This is a genomic window from Pseudomonas sp. Irchel 3F3, assembly GCF_900187545.1.
GTDB classification, from domain to species: domain Bacteria; phylum Pseudomonadota; class Gammaproteobacteria; order Pseudomonadales; family Pseudomonadaceae; genus Aquipseudomonas; species Aquipseudomonas fortuita.
This window is the reverse complement of the sequence record NZ_FYDS01000023.1, coordinates 1-14,370: the sequence shown is the minus strand read 5'-3', so window position 1 is coordinate 14,370 and position 14,370 is coordinate 1. Positions and strand designations below refer to the sequence as shown.

At 62.2% G+C, this 14,370-nt stretch carries 13 protein-coding genes and 1 pseudogene; 6 read left to right on the top strand and 8 right to left on the bottom strand.

All coding sequences use genetic code 11. The annotated features are described in order from the left end of the window. The 3 genes from bamA to CKW35_RS27535 form a co-directional block, all read left to right on the top strand. Positions 1-1,130, top strand: a 1,130-nt coding sequence (gene bamA, locus CKW35_RS27545; RefSeq protein ID WP_095117321.1) for an outer membrane protein assembly factor BamA, incomplete at its 5' end; no start/stop codon positions are given. A 258-nt stretch (positions 1,131-1,388) separates the two neighbouring features. Continuing rightward, on the top strand, positions 1,389-1,772 hold the full coding sequence (locus CKW35_RS27540) for a hypothetical protein (RefSeq protein ID WP_095117319.1): 384 nt from the start codon (positions 1,389-1,391) through the stop codon (positions 1,770-1,772). Positions 1,773-1,786: 14 nt separating this feature from the next. Beyond that, a complete protein-coding gene (locus CKW35_RS27535) occupies positions 1,787-2,752 on the top strand; it encodes an endonuclease (RefSeq protein WP_016486779.1) in 966 nt (321 codons plus the stop codon). Positions 2,753-2,791: 39 nt separating this feature from the next. Here the strand turns inward: CKW35_RS27535 and CKW35_RS27530 are convergent, their stop codons facing one another. The 8 genes from CKW35_RS27530 to CKW35_RS27495 all read right to left on the bottom strand — a co-directional run bounded on the left by CKW35_RS27530 (position 2,792) and on the right by CKW35_RS27495 (position 12,075). Next, positions 2,792-3,766: a D-glycerate dehydrogenase gene (locus CKW35_RS27530; protein WP_016486778.1), complete on the bottom strand. Its 975-nt coding sequence runs from the start codon at positions 3,764-3,766 to the stop codon at positions 2,792-2,794. 1 nt (position 3,767) lies between these two features. Further along, a complete protein-coding gene (locus tag CKW35_RS27525) occupies positions 3,768-5,069 on the bottom strand; it encodes an MFS transporter (RefSeq protein WP_016486777.1) in 1,302 nt (433 codons plus the stop codon). Between the two features lie 55 nt (positions 5,070-5,124). Beyond that, entirely contained in the window at positions 5,125-6,075 is a 951-nt protein-coding gene (locus CKW35_RS27520) for a sugar kinase (protein ID WP_095117317.1), read from the bottom strand. Continuing rightward, on the bottom strand, positions 6,068-6,847 hold the full coding sequence (locus CKW35_RS27515; RefSeq protein ID WP_095117315.1) for a sugar phosphate isomerase/epimerase: 780 nt from the start codon (positions 6,845-6,847) through the stop codon (positions 6,068-6,070). Before CKW35_RS27515 ends, CKW35_RS27520 begins: the two co-directional genes overlap by 8 nt. Before the next feature lie 66 nt (positions 6,848-6,913). Next, positions 6,914-7,933 (bottom strand): transcriptional regulator PtxS, encoded by a 1,020-nt coding sequence (gene ptxS, locus CKW35_RS27510; RefSeq protein ID WP_016486774.1) that lies wholly within the window; start codon positions 7,931-7,933, stop codon positions 6,914-6,916. Positions 7,934-8,280: 347 nt separating this feature from the next. Next, a complete protein-coding gene (locus CKW35_RS27505; RefSeq protein ID WP_060516313.1) occupies positions 8,281-9,528 on the bottom strand; it encodes a cytochrome c in 1,248 nt (415 codons plus the stop codon). Positions 9,529-9,540: 12 nt separating this feature from the next. After that, on the bottom strand, positions 9,541-11,325 hold the full coding sequence (locus CKW35_RS27500; RefSeq protein ID WP_023047892.1) for a GMC family oxidoreductase: 1,785 nt from the start codon (positions 11,323-11,325) through the stop codon (positions 9,541-9,543). Positions 11,326-11,328: 3 nt separating this feature from the next. Continuing rightward, positions 11,329-12,075 carry a gluconate 2-dehydrogenase subunit 3 family protein gene (locus CKW35_RS27495; RefSeq protein ID WP_016486771.1) on the bottom strand — a complete coding sequence of 249 codons (747 nt, stop codon included), beginning with the start codon at positions 12,073-12,075 and terminating at the stop codon, positions 11,329-11,331. A gap of 273 nt (positions 12,076-12,348) precedes the next feature. Here CKW35_RS27495 and CKW35_RS27490 point away from each other — a divergent pair, with 273 nt between their 5' ends. From CKW35_RS27490 to CKW35_RS27480, 3 genes and pseudogenes are all read left to right on the top strand, one after another. Then, positions 12,349-13,038: a histidine phosphatase family protein gene (locus CKW35_RS27490; RefSeq protein WP_016486770.1), complete on the top strand. Its 690-nt coding sequence runs from the start codon at positions 12,349-12,351 to the stop codon at positions 13,036-13,038. 2 nt (positions 13,039-13,040) lie between these two features. Beyond that, entirely contained in the window at positions 13,041-13,862 is an 822-nt protein-coding gene (locus CKW35_RS27485) for a phosphatase PAP2 family protein (protein ID WP_095117313.1), read from the top strand. Positions 13,863-14,103: 241 nt separating this feature from the next. After that, positions 14,104-14,370, top strand: a pseudogene (locus CKW35_RS27480) (DotU family type IV/VI secretion system protein); the annotation flags it as partial.

Genomic DNA, 14,370 nt, shown 5'->3' with positions numbered 1-14,370 from the left:
ACGTCAACTACAGCGTCGAAGAGCAAGCCTCCGGCTCGATCACCGCCAGCGTCGGTTTCGCCCAGAGCGCCGGCCTGATCCTCGGGGGTTCGATCAGCCAGAGCAACTTCCTCGGTACCGGTAACAAAGTGTCCATCGGGCTGACCCGCAGCGAGTACCAGACCAAGTACAACTTCGGTTTCGTGGACCCCTACTTCACTGCCGACGGTGTCAGCCTGGGCTACAACCTGTTCTACAACAGCACCGACTACAGCGACTACTACGACGATGGCGTTTCGTACTACGCGATCAATAGCTACGGCGCCGGGGTAAGCTTTGGCTACCCGATCAACGAAACCTCGCGCCTGACCTACGGCCTGACCCTGCAGCACGACGACATTTCGCCAGGCACCTACAGCGCCGACGAGATCTACGACTTCATCGCCCGTGAGGGCAAGCGTTTCAACAACCTCAAGGCGTCGATCGGCTGGTCCGAGTCGACCCTGAACAAAGGCGTGCTGGCCACCCGTGGTCACTCCCAGAGCCTGACACTGATGGCCACCACCCCTGGCAGCGACCTGTCATTCTACAAACTGGATTACAACGGCCAGACCTTCCTGCCGGTAACCAACAACACCTCGCTGCGCCTGCACACCACCCTGGGCTACGGCAATGGCTACGGATCCACCGACGGCTTGCCGTTCTATGAGAGCTACACCGCCGGTGGCCAAGGCTCGGTGCGCGGGTTCAAGGATGGCACCCTCGGCCCGCGCAACACCCCGGCCACCGGTACCTACGCCAGCGCCGGCCAGGCTTACTATTCCGACCGCGACACCGATGTGCTGGGGGGCAATATCCTGATTAGCGGCGGCGCCGAATACATCTTCCCGCTGCCGTTCGTGAAGGACCAGAGCCAGCTGCGCAGCTCGTTGTTCGTCGACGCCGGTAACGTGTATGCCGACACCTGTTACCTGTCGACCACCCAGGGCTGCGGCAGCGTCGACCTGGCGCAGATGGCCGTGTCGCTGGGGGTTGGCGTGACCTGGTACAGCCCCATGGGGCCACTGAGCTTCAGCCTGGCGGCGCCGTTGAAAAAACCGGATAACGCCGAGACCCAGATATTCCAGTTTTCGCTGGGGCAGACGTTCTGAGCCCTTTCTTACGGTGGGAGGGCTCTTGTGGGAGCGGCCTTGTGTCGCGAAAGGGGTGCGGAGCGCCCCCAGGTTTTCAGCTTCACCGCCAACATTGCCGGGGCCGCTTCGCGGCCCTTTCGCGACACAAGGCCGCTCCCACAAACAGCCGCGCACGCCAGGGTTAAGCATTACCCGCTTTTACCCCCGCTTAACCCAAGTTGACAGTCACCTTGCCTAAGCTGGCCAACACTCGAACCCGGCCAGCAGGACACACCCATGCTTCCCTTCACCCCTTGCTTCCCCAACACGCTGCGGCACGATGAAGTACCGCTTGCACTGCTCGACCTGGTCCAGCAACGCCTGGCCACGCTGCTCGGCCCCCGCTTCACGGTGGTACTTGGCGGCAGCGGCAATGGCGCGGGGGTCAGTCATTACCACCTGGCGATCCAGCATAACCAGAGCGGCGTTTCGCTTGAGGACTACGGCGACGTCGGTGCCGGTTTCATCGAGCGCCTGTTGCGCATGGGCGCCCAGGTCAGGGACATGCTCTACTCGGCCACGTTCAGCCGTATGGCAGGGGACGCCCCGGGCCGACCACTGGTATGGCTCAGCGAGCTGGCCAGCCACGGGGAAAGCATTACAATGCGCGCCCCAATCTGAAATATGTTTTTCTCATGAAATCACTGCTTTACGCCTTAACCTTAGTGTTTTCCTTCACCTTGCCTGCCTTGGCCAACCCCCCGGCGACGTTTACCGAGGCCAAGGTGGTAGCCAAGCAGAAGGTGTACCTGGACCAGGCCAGCAGTGCCATGGGTGACCTGTACTGCGGTTGCAAATGGACCTGGGTGGGCAAGTCGGGTGGGCGCATCGATGCCGCTTCGTGCGGTTACCAGACGCGCAAGCAGCAAAACCGTGCCGAACGCACCGAGTGGGAACACATCGTGCCCGCCTATACGTTCGGCAACCAGCGCCAGTGCTGGAAGAACGGCGGCCGCGAGCATTGCGTGGACAACGACCCAGTGTTCCGCGCCATGGAGGCCGACCTGTTCAACCTCTACCCGGCCGTGGGCGAGGTCAACGGCGACCGCAGCAACTTCAACTACGGCATGGTCGCTGGCAATGCCGGCGAGTATGGCCAGTGCACCACCAAGGTCGATTTCGTCCAGCGTGCCGCCGAACCGCGCGATGAAGTCAAAGGCCTGGTGGCTCGCACCACGTTCTACATGTTCGACCGTTACCAGCTGAGTATGTCGCGCCAGCAGCAACAACTGCTGATGGCCTGGGACAAACAGCACCCGGTGTCGGCCTGGGAGAAAGAGCGCGACCGGCGCATCGCCGCCATCATGGGGCACGCCAACCCGTTCGTGAGCGGCGAGCGCAAGTGGACGGCCGACTACAAGCCGGTTGGCAGTGGCGTGGTACAGGCGGTGCCGGCGAAAGCCGCCAAGCCAGAGCCCAAGCCGAGCCTGGCCAGTGTCCAGTCAGTCGGGGCCGTGCTTGGCAACCGCAACAGCCACGTTTATCACCTGTCTGTAGGCTGCCCGGGCTACAACCAGGTCGCAGCCAAGAACCAGGTGACCTTCGCTAACGAGGGTGAGGCGCAGGCAGCGGGCTATCGCAAGGCAGGTAACTGCCGATAGACCTGTATTGTACGGGGGCCGCATAGCGGCCCCTTGTTCTCACGTTCTGCACACCTCATTCACCAAATTTGCCGGCCGCTCACCGGCCAGCGCGCTCAGCAGGTTGTCTACCGCGCAACGCGCCATGGCCTGGCGGGTTTCCTCGGTCGCGGAGCCGATATGCGGTGTCGCTACCACGTTATCGAGCTGCAACAGCGGAGAGTCTACTGATAGCGGCTCCTGCACAAACACATCCAGCCCCGCGCCACGTATGCGCCTGGCCCGCAACGCTTCGACCAGCGCCTGCTCATCCACCACGCGCCCCCGTGAGATGTTCACCAGGATCGCCTCAGCCTTCATCAACGCCAGCTCTCGTGCACCGATCAGGCCTTCGGTACTGACGCTCAGCGGCACGGTCAGGCAAACGAAATCTGCCTGCTGCAACAACTCATCCAGGCTGCACTGGCGTGCCGCATGGCGCGCCTCCACCTCCGGTTTGGCACGTTGGCTGTGATACAGCACACGCATGCCGAAGCCGGCTGCCGCGCGCCGGGCCAAAGCCTCGCCGATGCGGCCCATGCCGACGATGCCCAGCGTCTTGCCGTGCACATCACTGCCAAAATGCCCCGGGCCCAGGTTGGCCTGCCAATGGCCGTCACGCACCCAGTTCGCCAGTTCCACCACCCGCCTGGCGGTAGCAAGCATCAAGGCAAAGCCGGTGTCGGCAGTGGTTTCGGTCAGCACGTCAGGTGTGTTGGTCAGCATCACGCCACGCCGGCTGAGTTCGGCAACATCGTAGTTGTCCACGCCCACCGAAACGCTGGACACCACTTCCAGCTGCGGCGCCAAGTCAAGCAGGCTGGCATCCAGGCGCAGGCTGGCCCCCAACAACCCATGCGCCCCCGGCAACGCGTCGCGCAGCCGGGCCAGGCCATCTGGCTGTGTGGTGTCCACCCAGGTCACCTCAACGTGGTTTTGCAGGCGTGCCATCAAGTCGTCGGACAGGCGTTTGTAAAGGACGATTCGCTTCTTCATTTCAGGTTTCCTGAGGGTTCATGGCCAGCCTCGCGCTGTCGCGCTTGGCCCGGCCGGACGTCTGGGGGGTATTGAGTGCAGCGGTCAGCGCCACAGCTGCCAGCAGCGCGCCGCACATGAACAGGTAAGAGGCGCCGGGCCCGCCGGTAGCGCCATTGAGGTAGCCCACCAACCACGAACCGCCGAACGAGCCCAACGCGCCCATGCTGTTGATCAGCGCCATGGCCCCGCCTGCGACGTTTGCCGGCAGAATCTCCGGCACGATTGCGAAGAACGGGCCATAGGGCGCGTACATGCAGGCGCCTGCGACCACCAGCAACGCGTACGACAGCCAGAAATGTTCGCTGCCCAACGCGTACGAGCCATAGAACGCCACAGCGGCAACCAGCAGCGGCGGCCAGACGAAGCGCTTGCGCTTTTGCAGGCGGTCGGACGCCCAGGACACGCCCACCATCGCCAGTACCGCCGCCAGGTAAGGCACCGAGGCCAGCCAGCCGGCCTGCACGATATCGACGTTGGCCGCCTGCTTCAGAATCGACGGCAGCCACAGCACGAAGCCGTACACGCCAATGCTCCAGCAGAAGTACTGCAGCGCCAGAATGATCACCTGTCGCGAGCGGAACGCCTCGCGATAGTTCTTTACCGGCTTGATGCCCTGTTGCTCAGCGGCCAGGGCCTGCGCCAGGTCGGCCTTTTCCTGAGCGCTCAGCCACTTCACCTGGGCTGGGCGGTCATCCACCAGGCGCCACCAGAAGAATGCCCAGATCACCGCAGGCAGGCCTTCGATGATGAACATCCAGCGCCAGTCGTAATGCTTGATCAGGTATCCCGACACCACCGACATCCACAGGATGGTCACCGGGTTGCCGAGCATCAGGAAGGTGTTGGCGCGCGAGCGCTCGGCGCGGGTGAACCAATGGCACAGGTACACCAGCATTGCCGGCATGACGGCGGCCTCCACCACCCCGAGCAGAAAACGGATACCGATCAGCATGTAGACGTTGCTGACCATGCCGGTGAGCGTGGCAAGGCCGCCCCACAGGATCAGGCAGACGAAGATCAGCTTCTTCACGCTGCGCTTTTCGGCGTAAATGGCGCCGGGTACCTGGAAGAAGAAGTAACCGAGAAAGAACAGCGCGCCCAGCAGGGAAGACAACACGGGTGTGATGTGCAGGTCTTCGGCCATGCCAGAGGCAGCGGCGAAGCCATAATTGGCGCGGTCCAGGTACGCCAGGCTGTAGGTGACGAACACGATCGGGATGATGTACCACCAGCGGCGAGGTGCCAGGCTTTGGCTTTGCATGGTTTTGTTTCTCCTGAGCTTGTTGTTTTTGTCGCAACAGGTCTTTCGGGGCGGCTCACGCGCTTCTGCGCAGGTCGTGGGCCTCCAGTTCATGGCGCTGCGGCAGCCCTTCCATGTCGCCGCGTGACTGCACGGCACGGCTGCCGCACCAGTTGCCGCGCGCGACCGCCTCTTCCACCGCATGTCCCTCAAGCAACGCGCTGAGCACGCCGACAGCAAAGGCATCACCCGCACCGACGGTGTCCAGCACACGGCTGACCGGCACCGGTGCTACCTGCCCTTCGCCCTTGGCGCTGCGGTAATAGGCGCCGGCGTCGCCCAGCTTGATCACCACCAGTTCCACCCCTTGGTCGAGGTAGAACCCAGCGATGTCCGCCGGGGTGTGCTGGCCAGTCAGCAACCGCCCCTCCTCCAGGCCCGGTAAAACCCAATCGGCCTTGGCGGCCAGGGCATTGATTTCGCGCACCATGCTGCTTTGATCGGGCCAAAGCGAGGGGCGCAAGTTAGGGTCGAACGAGATGCTGCGCCCGGCTGCGCGCATGGCATCCAGCAGCGCGTGGGAAAGCGCCCGGCAGCCTTCCGACAGCGCCGGCGGGATGCCGGTGGCGTGCAGATGGCGTGCCTGCAGCAAGCCTGGGCCTAGCGATGTGGGCGACAGCTTGCTGGCTGCCGAACCACGGCGAAAGTACTCCACTGCCGGGTCGCTGCCATCATCGCAGCGGGCCTTGAGCTGAAAACCCGTCGGGTAACAGGCATCCACCTCGACACCGGAACAGTCCAGGCCTTCGCTGCGCAAGCTGTCGAGCACAAAACGGCCCAGTGAATCGTTACCGACGCGGCTCAGCCAGCGCACCTTGAAACCCAGCCTCGCCAAGCCGATGGCCACGTTACTGTCTGCACCTGCGATGCGTTTGCCGAACTGGCCGACACTGGCCAGGTCGCCTGTCTGCTCGGCAACGAACATGGCCATGGTTTCGCCGAAGCACAGCACATCATGCTCATGCATGGGCCACCTCCTCGCCGGCGCTCAGTGCAGCCAGGCTACGCACTTGTGCCCGGGTGAGCGCCAACAGGTCTTCACCAACCAGAGGGTACTCGACGGCGCGCACCACGCCGGGCGCGAACTCGGCCATCAGCGCTGCCCACGCCTGTAGGTCCGCCGCTTCGGGCGGTGTGGCAACCAGACGGCCATCGGCCCGGCGCTGCACAGCCTTGCAATGTACATAGCGCACCCAACGGCCGAGTTGCCGAGCGGCTTGCCGCGCAGGCTCGTCCTGCCACTGCCAGTTGCCGATGTCGAAAGTCATGCCCAGGCGCAGCCCTAGCGTGTCGGCCCGCAGAAAGAACTGCAGCAGCGGCTCGATCCTGCCACCCTGTGCAGTCTGATCGTTTTCCACCAGCAGCAGCGGCCCATGAGCAGGCAGCAGCGCCGCCAGAGCCATTACATCGCAGTGCTCATCGAAATGCCCCAGCGATACCTTCAGCGCCACCGCGCCAAGTGCCCGAGCGGTCTCCAGCTTCTGCACCAGTCGCGGATCGGGCACGCCTTGCGCGGTCCACAATTCAAGGGGGCTCGAGTACAAGCATTCCAGGCCCAGTGCGGCAACGACTGCACCGAGTGCGGTCGCGTCCGGTGCGCTGGCAAACAATTCTTCGCGCAACTCCACTCGGCTGACGCCAGCGGCTGCCAGCATGTCCAGGAACTGCTCCTGGCCACGTTGCCGCACAAAGTCGGCGCCGTAGCTTGAGAGGCTGATGGAAACGGGGTTCGGGTGCATTGTTTTTATCCTTATGAAACCGGTTTCATTTTTAGTCGGCAGCCGCAGGCGCAAGCCTGCCGTTGCTTACTGGGGTTGGGTTGAGCCGCGGATGATCAGGTTGGCCTTGAAGTCGATGCGGCGGGCGGCGCCGCTGTCGCCGCGCAAGCGATCGAGCAGGCTTTCGAATGCCGCCACACCAATACGCTCGGTGGGTTGGGCCAGTGCCGTGATGCCTTTGCCGACCAAGGGGTACCAGTCGAGGTCGTCGAGGGCAATCAGCCCGACGTCGGCAAACAGATTGCACCCAGCCTCCTGCAGGGCGCGGGTCACTGCCAAGGTGGCAACGCCGTTGAAGGTGAACACTGCTTGCGGGCCATGGCCACGGCCGGCAAGAAACGCAGCCAGTTGGTCCGGCAACCCGGCGTTGATTTCCAGCACCTGCTGACGCATGCCGGGCCGGCGACTGACCGACGCCCCGAATGCCTGCACCCGCTCCAGGCGCGAGCTGGTGCCATCGAGGGGTTCGCTGACCGCCAGGATATCGCGGTAACCTTGGGCCTGCAGGTGGTCGAGGGCCTGCTCGACCGCGTCGGCATTGTCCAGGCCCACCAGGTCGACATTCAGCTCAGGCAATTGGCGGTCGACCAGCACCATGGGGATGTCACGCTGCAGGTTGAGCAATTCGCCGGGGTGATGGCCGAGCGTGTTCACGATCAACCCTTCGACGTTGTAGCTCTGCAGGGCCACCAGGTGGTGACGCTCCTGCTCGTCGTCGCGGTTGGTGTTGCACACCACCAGGCTGTAACCGTGCTGACGGCAGGCGGTTTCCACACCATGCATCACGGCCACTGAATAGGGGTTGAGAATATCCGCCACCAGCATGCCGATCAGCCGCGTCTGACCGCGCTTCAGGCCGCGGGCCATCTGGTTGGGGCGGTAACCAAGACGTTCGATGACCTCTTCCAGGCGCTTGGCCGTGGCTTCCGCCAGCAATTGGCGATCGCCACCGATGTAACGGGAGACGGTGGCTTTGGAAACACCAGCGACACGCGCCACTTCGCTGATGGTGACCCGTTCGCGGGCATGGGCAGGCGCGTCGGTCATGGGCTGTCCTTATGATTATTGTGATAGCGATGAAACCGGTTTCAATACAGCAAAACTACGGCAGTTCGTCAACCTGCCGTTGGTCAGGAACCGTCTGATTATCTTGAGTTATTATCTGAACAATATCTTATAGGTTCCTGATAAATATGGACTAGATGATAGCTCTGTGGGCGCGGGCATGCCCTCGAAAAATCCAACGCGGTGGCTGGCACGGGCTTCGCCCGTGTTCGCGGGACAAGCCCGCTCCCACAGTGATCGCATCGAGCTTTGAGATATTGAGCAAGGCAGGGGCTCCCACAGAGCGCCTGCCAACGCAATCAGCCGTTTACAGCTCTGTGAGGACGCAGTCAGCGAAGCGACTTCACATCACCGGCCGTAACAGCGCTACCCTGATTACCCCAACTGCTGCGGATGAAGTTCACCACCTCTGCAACCTCCTGGTCGCTGAGGCGCCAGCCGAATGCCGGCATGGTGAAGTTCGAGGGCGCGGTGTGCGTCGCGGGCACCGTCCCCCCCGCCAGCACCACGTGAATCAGCGACGTGGCATCTGCAGTCTGTACCACCGGGTTGCCAGCCAACGCGGGGAACACGCGGGTGTAGCCTTGGCCATCGGTACGGTGGCAGGCCGCGCAGTTGTCGATGTACACCGCCGCCCCGGGTTTGCTGTCGTCGCCCTTCCACAGCGCATCCGCCACCTGCTTGTCGTAGACGTGCGGCTGGTCATTCGGGTTACTCGGCGGCAGGGTCTTCAGGTAGCGGGCGATTGCGGTAAGGTCGGCGTCACTCATATGCTGCATGCTGTGCTCAACCACATCGCTCATGCCGCCGAACACGGCGCTGCGATCACTGCGCCCAGTCTTCAGAAACTGCACCAGTTGCGCCTCGCTCCAGCTGCCCAGGCCATCCTTGTGGTCGCCACGCAGATTTTTCGCAACCCAGCCTTCCAGCGGTGCGCTGCCGGCCAGGAACTGATCGCCATCTGCAGGGCTCAGCGCCTTTTCCTGCATGGTCAGCGCACGTGGGGTATGGCAGGCGCCACAATGCCCAAGGCCTTCGACCAGGTAGGCTCCACGGTTCACCACAGGGTCAGCTGCTGCCGATGCCTGCCAAGGCTTGGCCTCTGGCGCGAACAGGCCGCGCCAGATTGCCAGTGGCCAACGCATGCTCAGCGGCCAGGGAATGTCAGTGGCCTTGTTCGTTTGTTCGACCGGCTCCACGCCTTTCATGAAGTAGGCGTACAGCGCCTGCATGTCCTGCTCGCTGACCCGTGCGTACGACGGATAAGGCATGGCCGGGTACAAGGTGCTGCCATCCTTGCCGATACCCTTGCGCACAGCCTGGTCGAAGTCGTCGAAACTGTACTGGCCAATGCCGCTGGCCGCCGGGGTAATGTTGGTGGAGTACACCGTGCCTATGGGTGTTTCCATCGGCAGGCCTCCGGCAAAGGGCTTTCCGCCCTTGGCGGTGTGGCAGGCCACGCAGTCACCGGCGCGGGCCAGGTACTCGCCCTGGCGCACCTGTGCATCGTCATTAGCCAAGGCCTGCGCGGCCGCGGAGGCACCCAGCAACAGGGTTGCGATCAACATTGTCTTCATGCTCATCGCTCCTCAAGCCTGGACCAGCGGGCCAGGGTTTTTCAGGTACTGCTCGCGAATGGCACGTGCAGACCAATAGGTCAGCGCGGCCACCAGCCCGGTCGGGTTGTAACCCAGGCCCTGCGGGAACGCCGAAGCCCCCGGTACGAACACGTTATGCACGTCCCAGCTTTGCAGATACCGGTTCAGGGCGCTGGTTTTGGGGTCGGTGCCCATGATCGCACCGCCGTTCAGGTGGGTGGTCTGGTAACTGGCGGTGTTGAAGTGATCCTTGACCTGCTTGCCCAGCACCGCAATGGCCTTGGGGTTCATCGCCTGAGCGATCGTGCTCAGTTTGTCGACCATGAACTGGTTCATCTTGATGTCGTTTTCCTGCCAGTCGAAGGTCATGCGCAACAGCGGCTGGCCGTAGGCGTCGCGGTAGGTGGGGTCCAGGTCCAGGTAATTGGCACGGTAGGACTGGTGCGCACCGTGGGCGTCCATCGACACCTGGTGGGTGTAGTAGTCGGCTGTGGCCTTCTTCCAGGCACTGCCCCAGGCAGGCGTGCCCGGCGGGTTGGAAGTGCCGGCAATCGGCCGGCTGCCAGCCTGGTTCACCCACATCGGCGAGCCGCCGACAAAGCCGTGGGGGCCATGGTCGAAGTTGTCGGCATTGAAATCGTCAATGGCAATGCCGTTGCCACCCGCGCCGATGAAGTTGTTGGTGTAGGTGTTTTTGTCGAAGAACGCCTTGACCGTGCCCATGTTCTGGTAGGCAAAGTTACGCCCGACCACACCTTCGTTCTTGACGGGGTCATAAGGCTTGCCGATGCCGGAAAGCAGCATCAGGCGCACGTTGTTGAACTGGAACGCCGCCAGGATCACCAGCTCCGCCGGTTGCTCCACCTCGCGCCCCTGGGCATCGATGTAGGTCACCCCGGTGGCTTTGCGCTTGCTGTCGTCCAGGTTTACCCGCAGCACATGGGCATTGGGCCGCAGCTCGAAGTTGGGCACCTGGCGCAGCGCCGGCAGAATGTTCACGTTGGGCGAGGCCTTGGAGTACATGTAGCACACGTAACCGCTGCAGAAACCACAGAAGTTGCATGGCCCCATCTGTGCCCCGTATGGGTTGGTGTAAGGCCCGGAGGTGTTTGCCGATGGCAGGTTGTAGGGTTTGTAGCCCAAGCTGGTGGCGGCTTTTTCGAACAGCCTGGCCGACACCACGTTCTTCTGCGCGGGCAGCGGGAAGGGGTTGGAGCGGTCCGGCGCATAGGGGTTACCACCCTTCCCTTCACCGACCACCTGGCCGTTGACGGTCCACGCCTGGCCTGAAGTGCCGAAGACCTTTTCGGCGAAGTCGAAATACGGTTCCAGCTCTTCGTAACTGACGCCGAAGTCCTGGATGGTCATGCCCTCAGGGATGAACTTGCGCCCGTAGCGCTCTTCGTAGTGGCTGCGCAAGCGCAACTCCACCGGGTCGACCCGGAAGTGCACGCCCGACCAGTGCAGGCCCGCGCCGCCCACGCCCTTGCCCGGCAGGAAAGCACCGAGCTGGCGATTGGGCAGCGCGACGTCATTCACGTTGTGGCGGACAGTGACGGTTTCTTTCGACACATCCACGAACAGCTTCTTGCGCACGCTGTAGGTCAGCTCATCGATCACTTGCGGGTAGCTGCCTTCCGGGTAGGTATCCTGCATCGGCCCCCGCTCCAGGGCCACCACGTGCAACCCGGCCTCGGTCAGTTCCTTGGCCATGATCGCGCCAGCCCAGCCAAAGCCAACGATGACCGCATCCACTTTGTTCAACACAGTCGCCATGCCTCAGGCCCTCTCGCCACGGATCGATACAGCCGGGAACGGGTAAGGCTCGTTGCGTTCGACCCAGTCCATGAAATCGGCGCGGGCGCCGGGGAAGCCGATCTGGGTCCAGCCGACCATGCCTTTGTTGCCACCATGGATCGGGTCGCAAAAGAACCCTTCACGGGTGTTCTGCACCAGCAGGCTGAAAAACACCTTGGCCGGGACCGTGTCGAATACCAGCTCTCCTGCCTCGACTTTGCCAAGAATACGGTCGCGGGTAGCGCTGTCTTGTTCAGCAAAAACCTGCCCACCATTGGCTTTGCACCAGCCGTCCACGGCAGCAATGCCCAGACGGTAGATTTGTTGCGGGCTGAGCTGTAGTTGATAGCCCAGTTCGGGCGCAGCGTCGGCGTTGAACGGGCCTTGCATGTACCACTGCGCGCCAGTGGCGTAGGGGGTGTTCATCTGCCGGTCGATAAACTCGGCGGCGCCGGCTTCGAGTGCGCCGGGGCCAAGCTCATCGGCCGGGATGATGCGCGACACCGCAGCTTGTACAAAGGCCCATTCTTCGGCGCTGAAGAACGTCGGTTGATAGTGGCCCGCAGGCGGCGTGGCCGGCACTTGTGGTGGCTGATGCGGTTGCGGGGCCGCAAGCAGCTGGCTGGCGCCCACGCCAAGCCCTGTGCTGGCCACGGTCACGACTGGGATCAGGGTCAAGGTCTTGCGCAGAAAATCCCTGCGCGGGTTGTCTGGGGCATGCTCAGGCATTGCGAATCCTCATCGGCTGTGCGGCGGCCTTGATTAGCGCCATCTGCTTTTCTGTGGGAGGTGATCTTGATAGGCCATCAAGAAGACAGCCGAATAATCTAGCGCGTTCAGAAATATTATGAAACCGGTTTCATACTTGACATATCATCACGTTAGCCACCCGCATGGCTGAAGGGTCAAGGCTTTTTTCACATCTGTCTCACCCTCTACCGACATCCCGCTACCTACAGTGCCGACGCTCTCTTATGGAGCGAGCTGACTGGAGTGGCAAATATGCTGCAAAGTGTTATCGACCCATCACCCGCCTCACGCCATGCGCAGGTACACCGATTGCCTTGGGGCAAGGCGTTATTCGCAGTCTTGTGCGTACTGTCAATTCTGGGTGTTGCAGCAGCCTGGGCGCATACCCGCACGGCCATCGCTGACCTCGGCACCGCCCATCACCTGCAGCACAGCGGGCTCGAAGCCGCCTGGGCGAAAGGCTCGGTGATCGTGGTGCTGCGCCATGCCGAACGCTGCGACCGCTCCAGCAGTGCTTGCCTGGGTGACCCCAGCGGTATCACGGTCGCGGGCAGCCATGTTGCCGCCGATGTAGGCCACGGCCTGCAGCATCTTGGTCTGGGCGCAGCCGATGTGTGGGCCAGCCCGGAGGTGCGGACCCGGCAGACCGCACAGGCCATGTTTGGTAAGACCATTGCCACGAAAGGCTGGCTTAATCAATGTGACGGCCACTTCGCCGAAAACGCCCTTGCCCTCAAGCGAAACGGCCACAACCTCGTGCTGGTCAGCCACAGCGGCTGCATGGAACGGCTGGAGCAGGCGCTCGAAGTACCTGCCAGCACGACCTCGAACAGCTATGCCAGTGCCCTGTTCATCACCCAGGGCAACGATGGCAAGGCGAAACTGCTGGGCCAGATAGCAGCCAGTGAATGGCGCAAACTCGTTGATGCCAAGGAGCTCTGAACATGCCACCCTCTCGCACCACTTTTTACCGCAATAACCTGCTGCTGCCGCTGTTGCTGGCTGCCATCGTGTTCATTGCATTCGACCTCACAGAGCTCGATCGCTGGATCAGCAACCTGCTGCTCGACCCGACCACCGGCCAGTTCCCGCTGCTGCACAACCAGTGGTTCGAGAAAGCCACCCACAAATGGCCGCGCATCCTGCCGGACTGGACCGGTGAGCTCGCCGTCATCGGCAGCGTGCTGTCGTTCATCTGGCCGCGTCTGGCCAACCGACCTCAACTGGGCCTGACCCGGATGCTGGAAAAGGCCCGTATCGCACCGGTGCTGCGCTTTACCACCCAACATCGCCGCGACCTGCTATTCGTGGTGGTGGCATTCGCACTGAGCACCACCGTGATTCATTACCTTAAAAGCCATACCAGCGTGTATTGCCCTGTGGAAACCACCCTGTATGGCGGCCCGCAGGCCCGGGTCGAGTGGTTCGAAAACTTCTCGTTATGGAACAAGGCCGGTGATGGCCGCTGCTGGCCGGGGGGCCATGCCTCCAGCGGGTTTACTTTGTTGGCGCTATATTTCGTGGCCCTGCGCCACCGCTGGGCGCATGCGCGCAAGTTGCTGGTGGCAATTCTGCTGATCGGGTTCGTGTACGGAACTACCCGCGTGCTGCAGGGCTGGCACTATATGTCTCATACGTTCTGGGCCGGGATCTTTGTCTGGCTTACAACTTGGGCAACGGCATTGTTCTTCTACGGGCGCGTCGCGTTGCAGACGCCTGAAAACAGCCCTGCCATACGTGTCACTGCTGCGCCGCAGCCCGCTTAGCAGAGGCTTACAAGCCCCCAAAATTAACAATAACTTATACAAACTTGTCGACCCATTCTCTGCTGATAATAATTTCAAAATAACTTGAAGCGAAGCTTCCTACAGCTATTTAGGAAGTTTCAATCTCCCATAGAAATTGATTCCTCGTTAGTCTTCAGGCTTTCGCGAATTGCTTGCGCCCGGTCACAGGGAAGTTCGCAGGCATTGCGTGAATTGACCTGCTAATTGACGAGGATTAAGGATGTCCAGACGGTCCGATGGCACTGAAAACCCGGTGCCGCTCAAGAAAAAGCCAGTCCTGCTTGAGGATATGGAGCAAAGCCAAGAGCCCCGTCCCGGCGCTGATCCTCAAGTCGCAATGGCGCTACCCGGCTACCCCGCCGACCCGGAGTTCCAGCTGCGTGGCGGCTTCGAAAACCTGATGCTCGACGCGGCGAGCCCGCTGTTCGGTCTGGTCATTCGCCTGCGTACGCTGGATGACCTGCCCAACATCGCCTATGTGCACAAG

Excerpts from the sequence above, each read along its gene's own strand:
- CKW35_RS27525 (WP_016486777.1), bottom strand. The coding sequence starts at position 5,069 with ATGCAAAGCCAAAGCCTGGCACCTCGCCGCTGGTGGTACATCATCCCG.
- ptxS (WP_016486774.1), bottom strand. The coding sequence starts at position 7,933 with ATGACCGACGCGCCTGCCCATGCCCGCGAACGGGTCACCATCAGCGAA.
- CKW35_RS27485 (WP_095117313.1), top strand. The coding sequence starts at position 13,041 with ATGCCACCCTCTCGCACCACTTTTTACCGCAATAACCTGCTGCTGCCG.
- CKW35_RS27540 (WP_095117319.1), top strand. The coding sequence starts at position 1,389 with ATGCTTCCCTTCACCCCTTGCTTCCCCAACACGCTGCGGCACGATGAA.
- CKW35_RS27495 (WP_016486771.1), bottom strand. The coding sequence starts at position 12,075 with ATGCCTGAGCATGCCCCAGACAACCCGCGCAGGGATTTTCTGCGCAAG.
- CKW35_RS27520 (WP_095117317.1), bottom strand. The coding sequence starts at position 6,075 with ATGCATGAGCATGATGTGCTGTGCTTCGGCGAAACCATGGCCATGTTC.
- CKW35_RS27500 (WP_023047892.1), bottom strand. The coding sequence starts at position 11,325 with ATGGCGACTGTGTTGAACAAAGTGGATGCGGTCATCGTTGGCTTTGGC.
- CKW35_RS27530 (WP_016486778.1), bottom strand. The coding sequence starts at position 3,766 with ATGAAGAAGCGAATCGTCCTTTACAAACGCCTGTCCGACGACTTGATG.
- CKW35_RS27515 (WP_095117315.1), bottom strand. The coding sequence starts at position 6,847 with ATGCACCCGAACCCCGTTTCCATCAGCCTCTCAAGCTACGGCGCCGAC.
- CKW35_RS27535 (WP_016486779.1), top strand. The coding sequence starts at position 1,787 with ATGAAATCACTGCTTTACGCCTTAACCTTAGTGTTTTCCTTCACCTTG.
- CKW35_RS27505 (WP_060516313.1), bottom strand. The coding sequence starts at position 9,528 with ATGAAGACAATGTTGATCGCAACCCTGTTGCTGGGTGCCTCCGCGGCC.
- CKW35_RS27490 (WP_016486770.1), top strand. The coding sequence starts at position 12,349 with ATGCTGCAAAGTGTTATCGACCCATCACCCGCCTCACGCCATGCGCAG.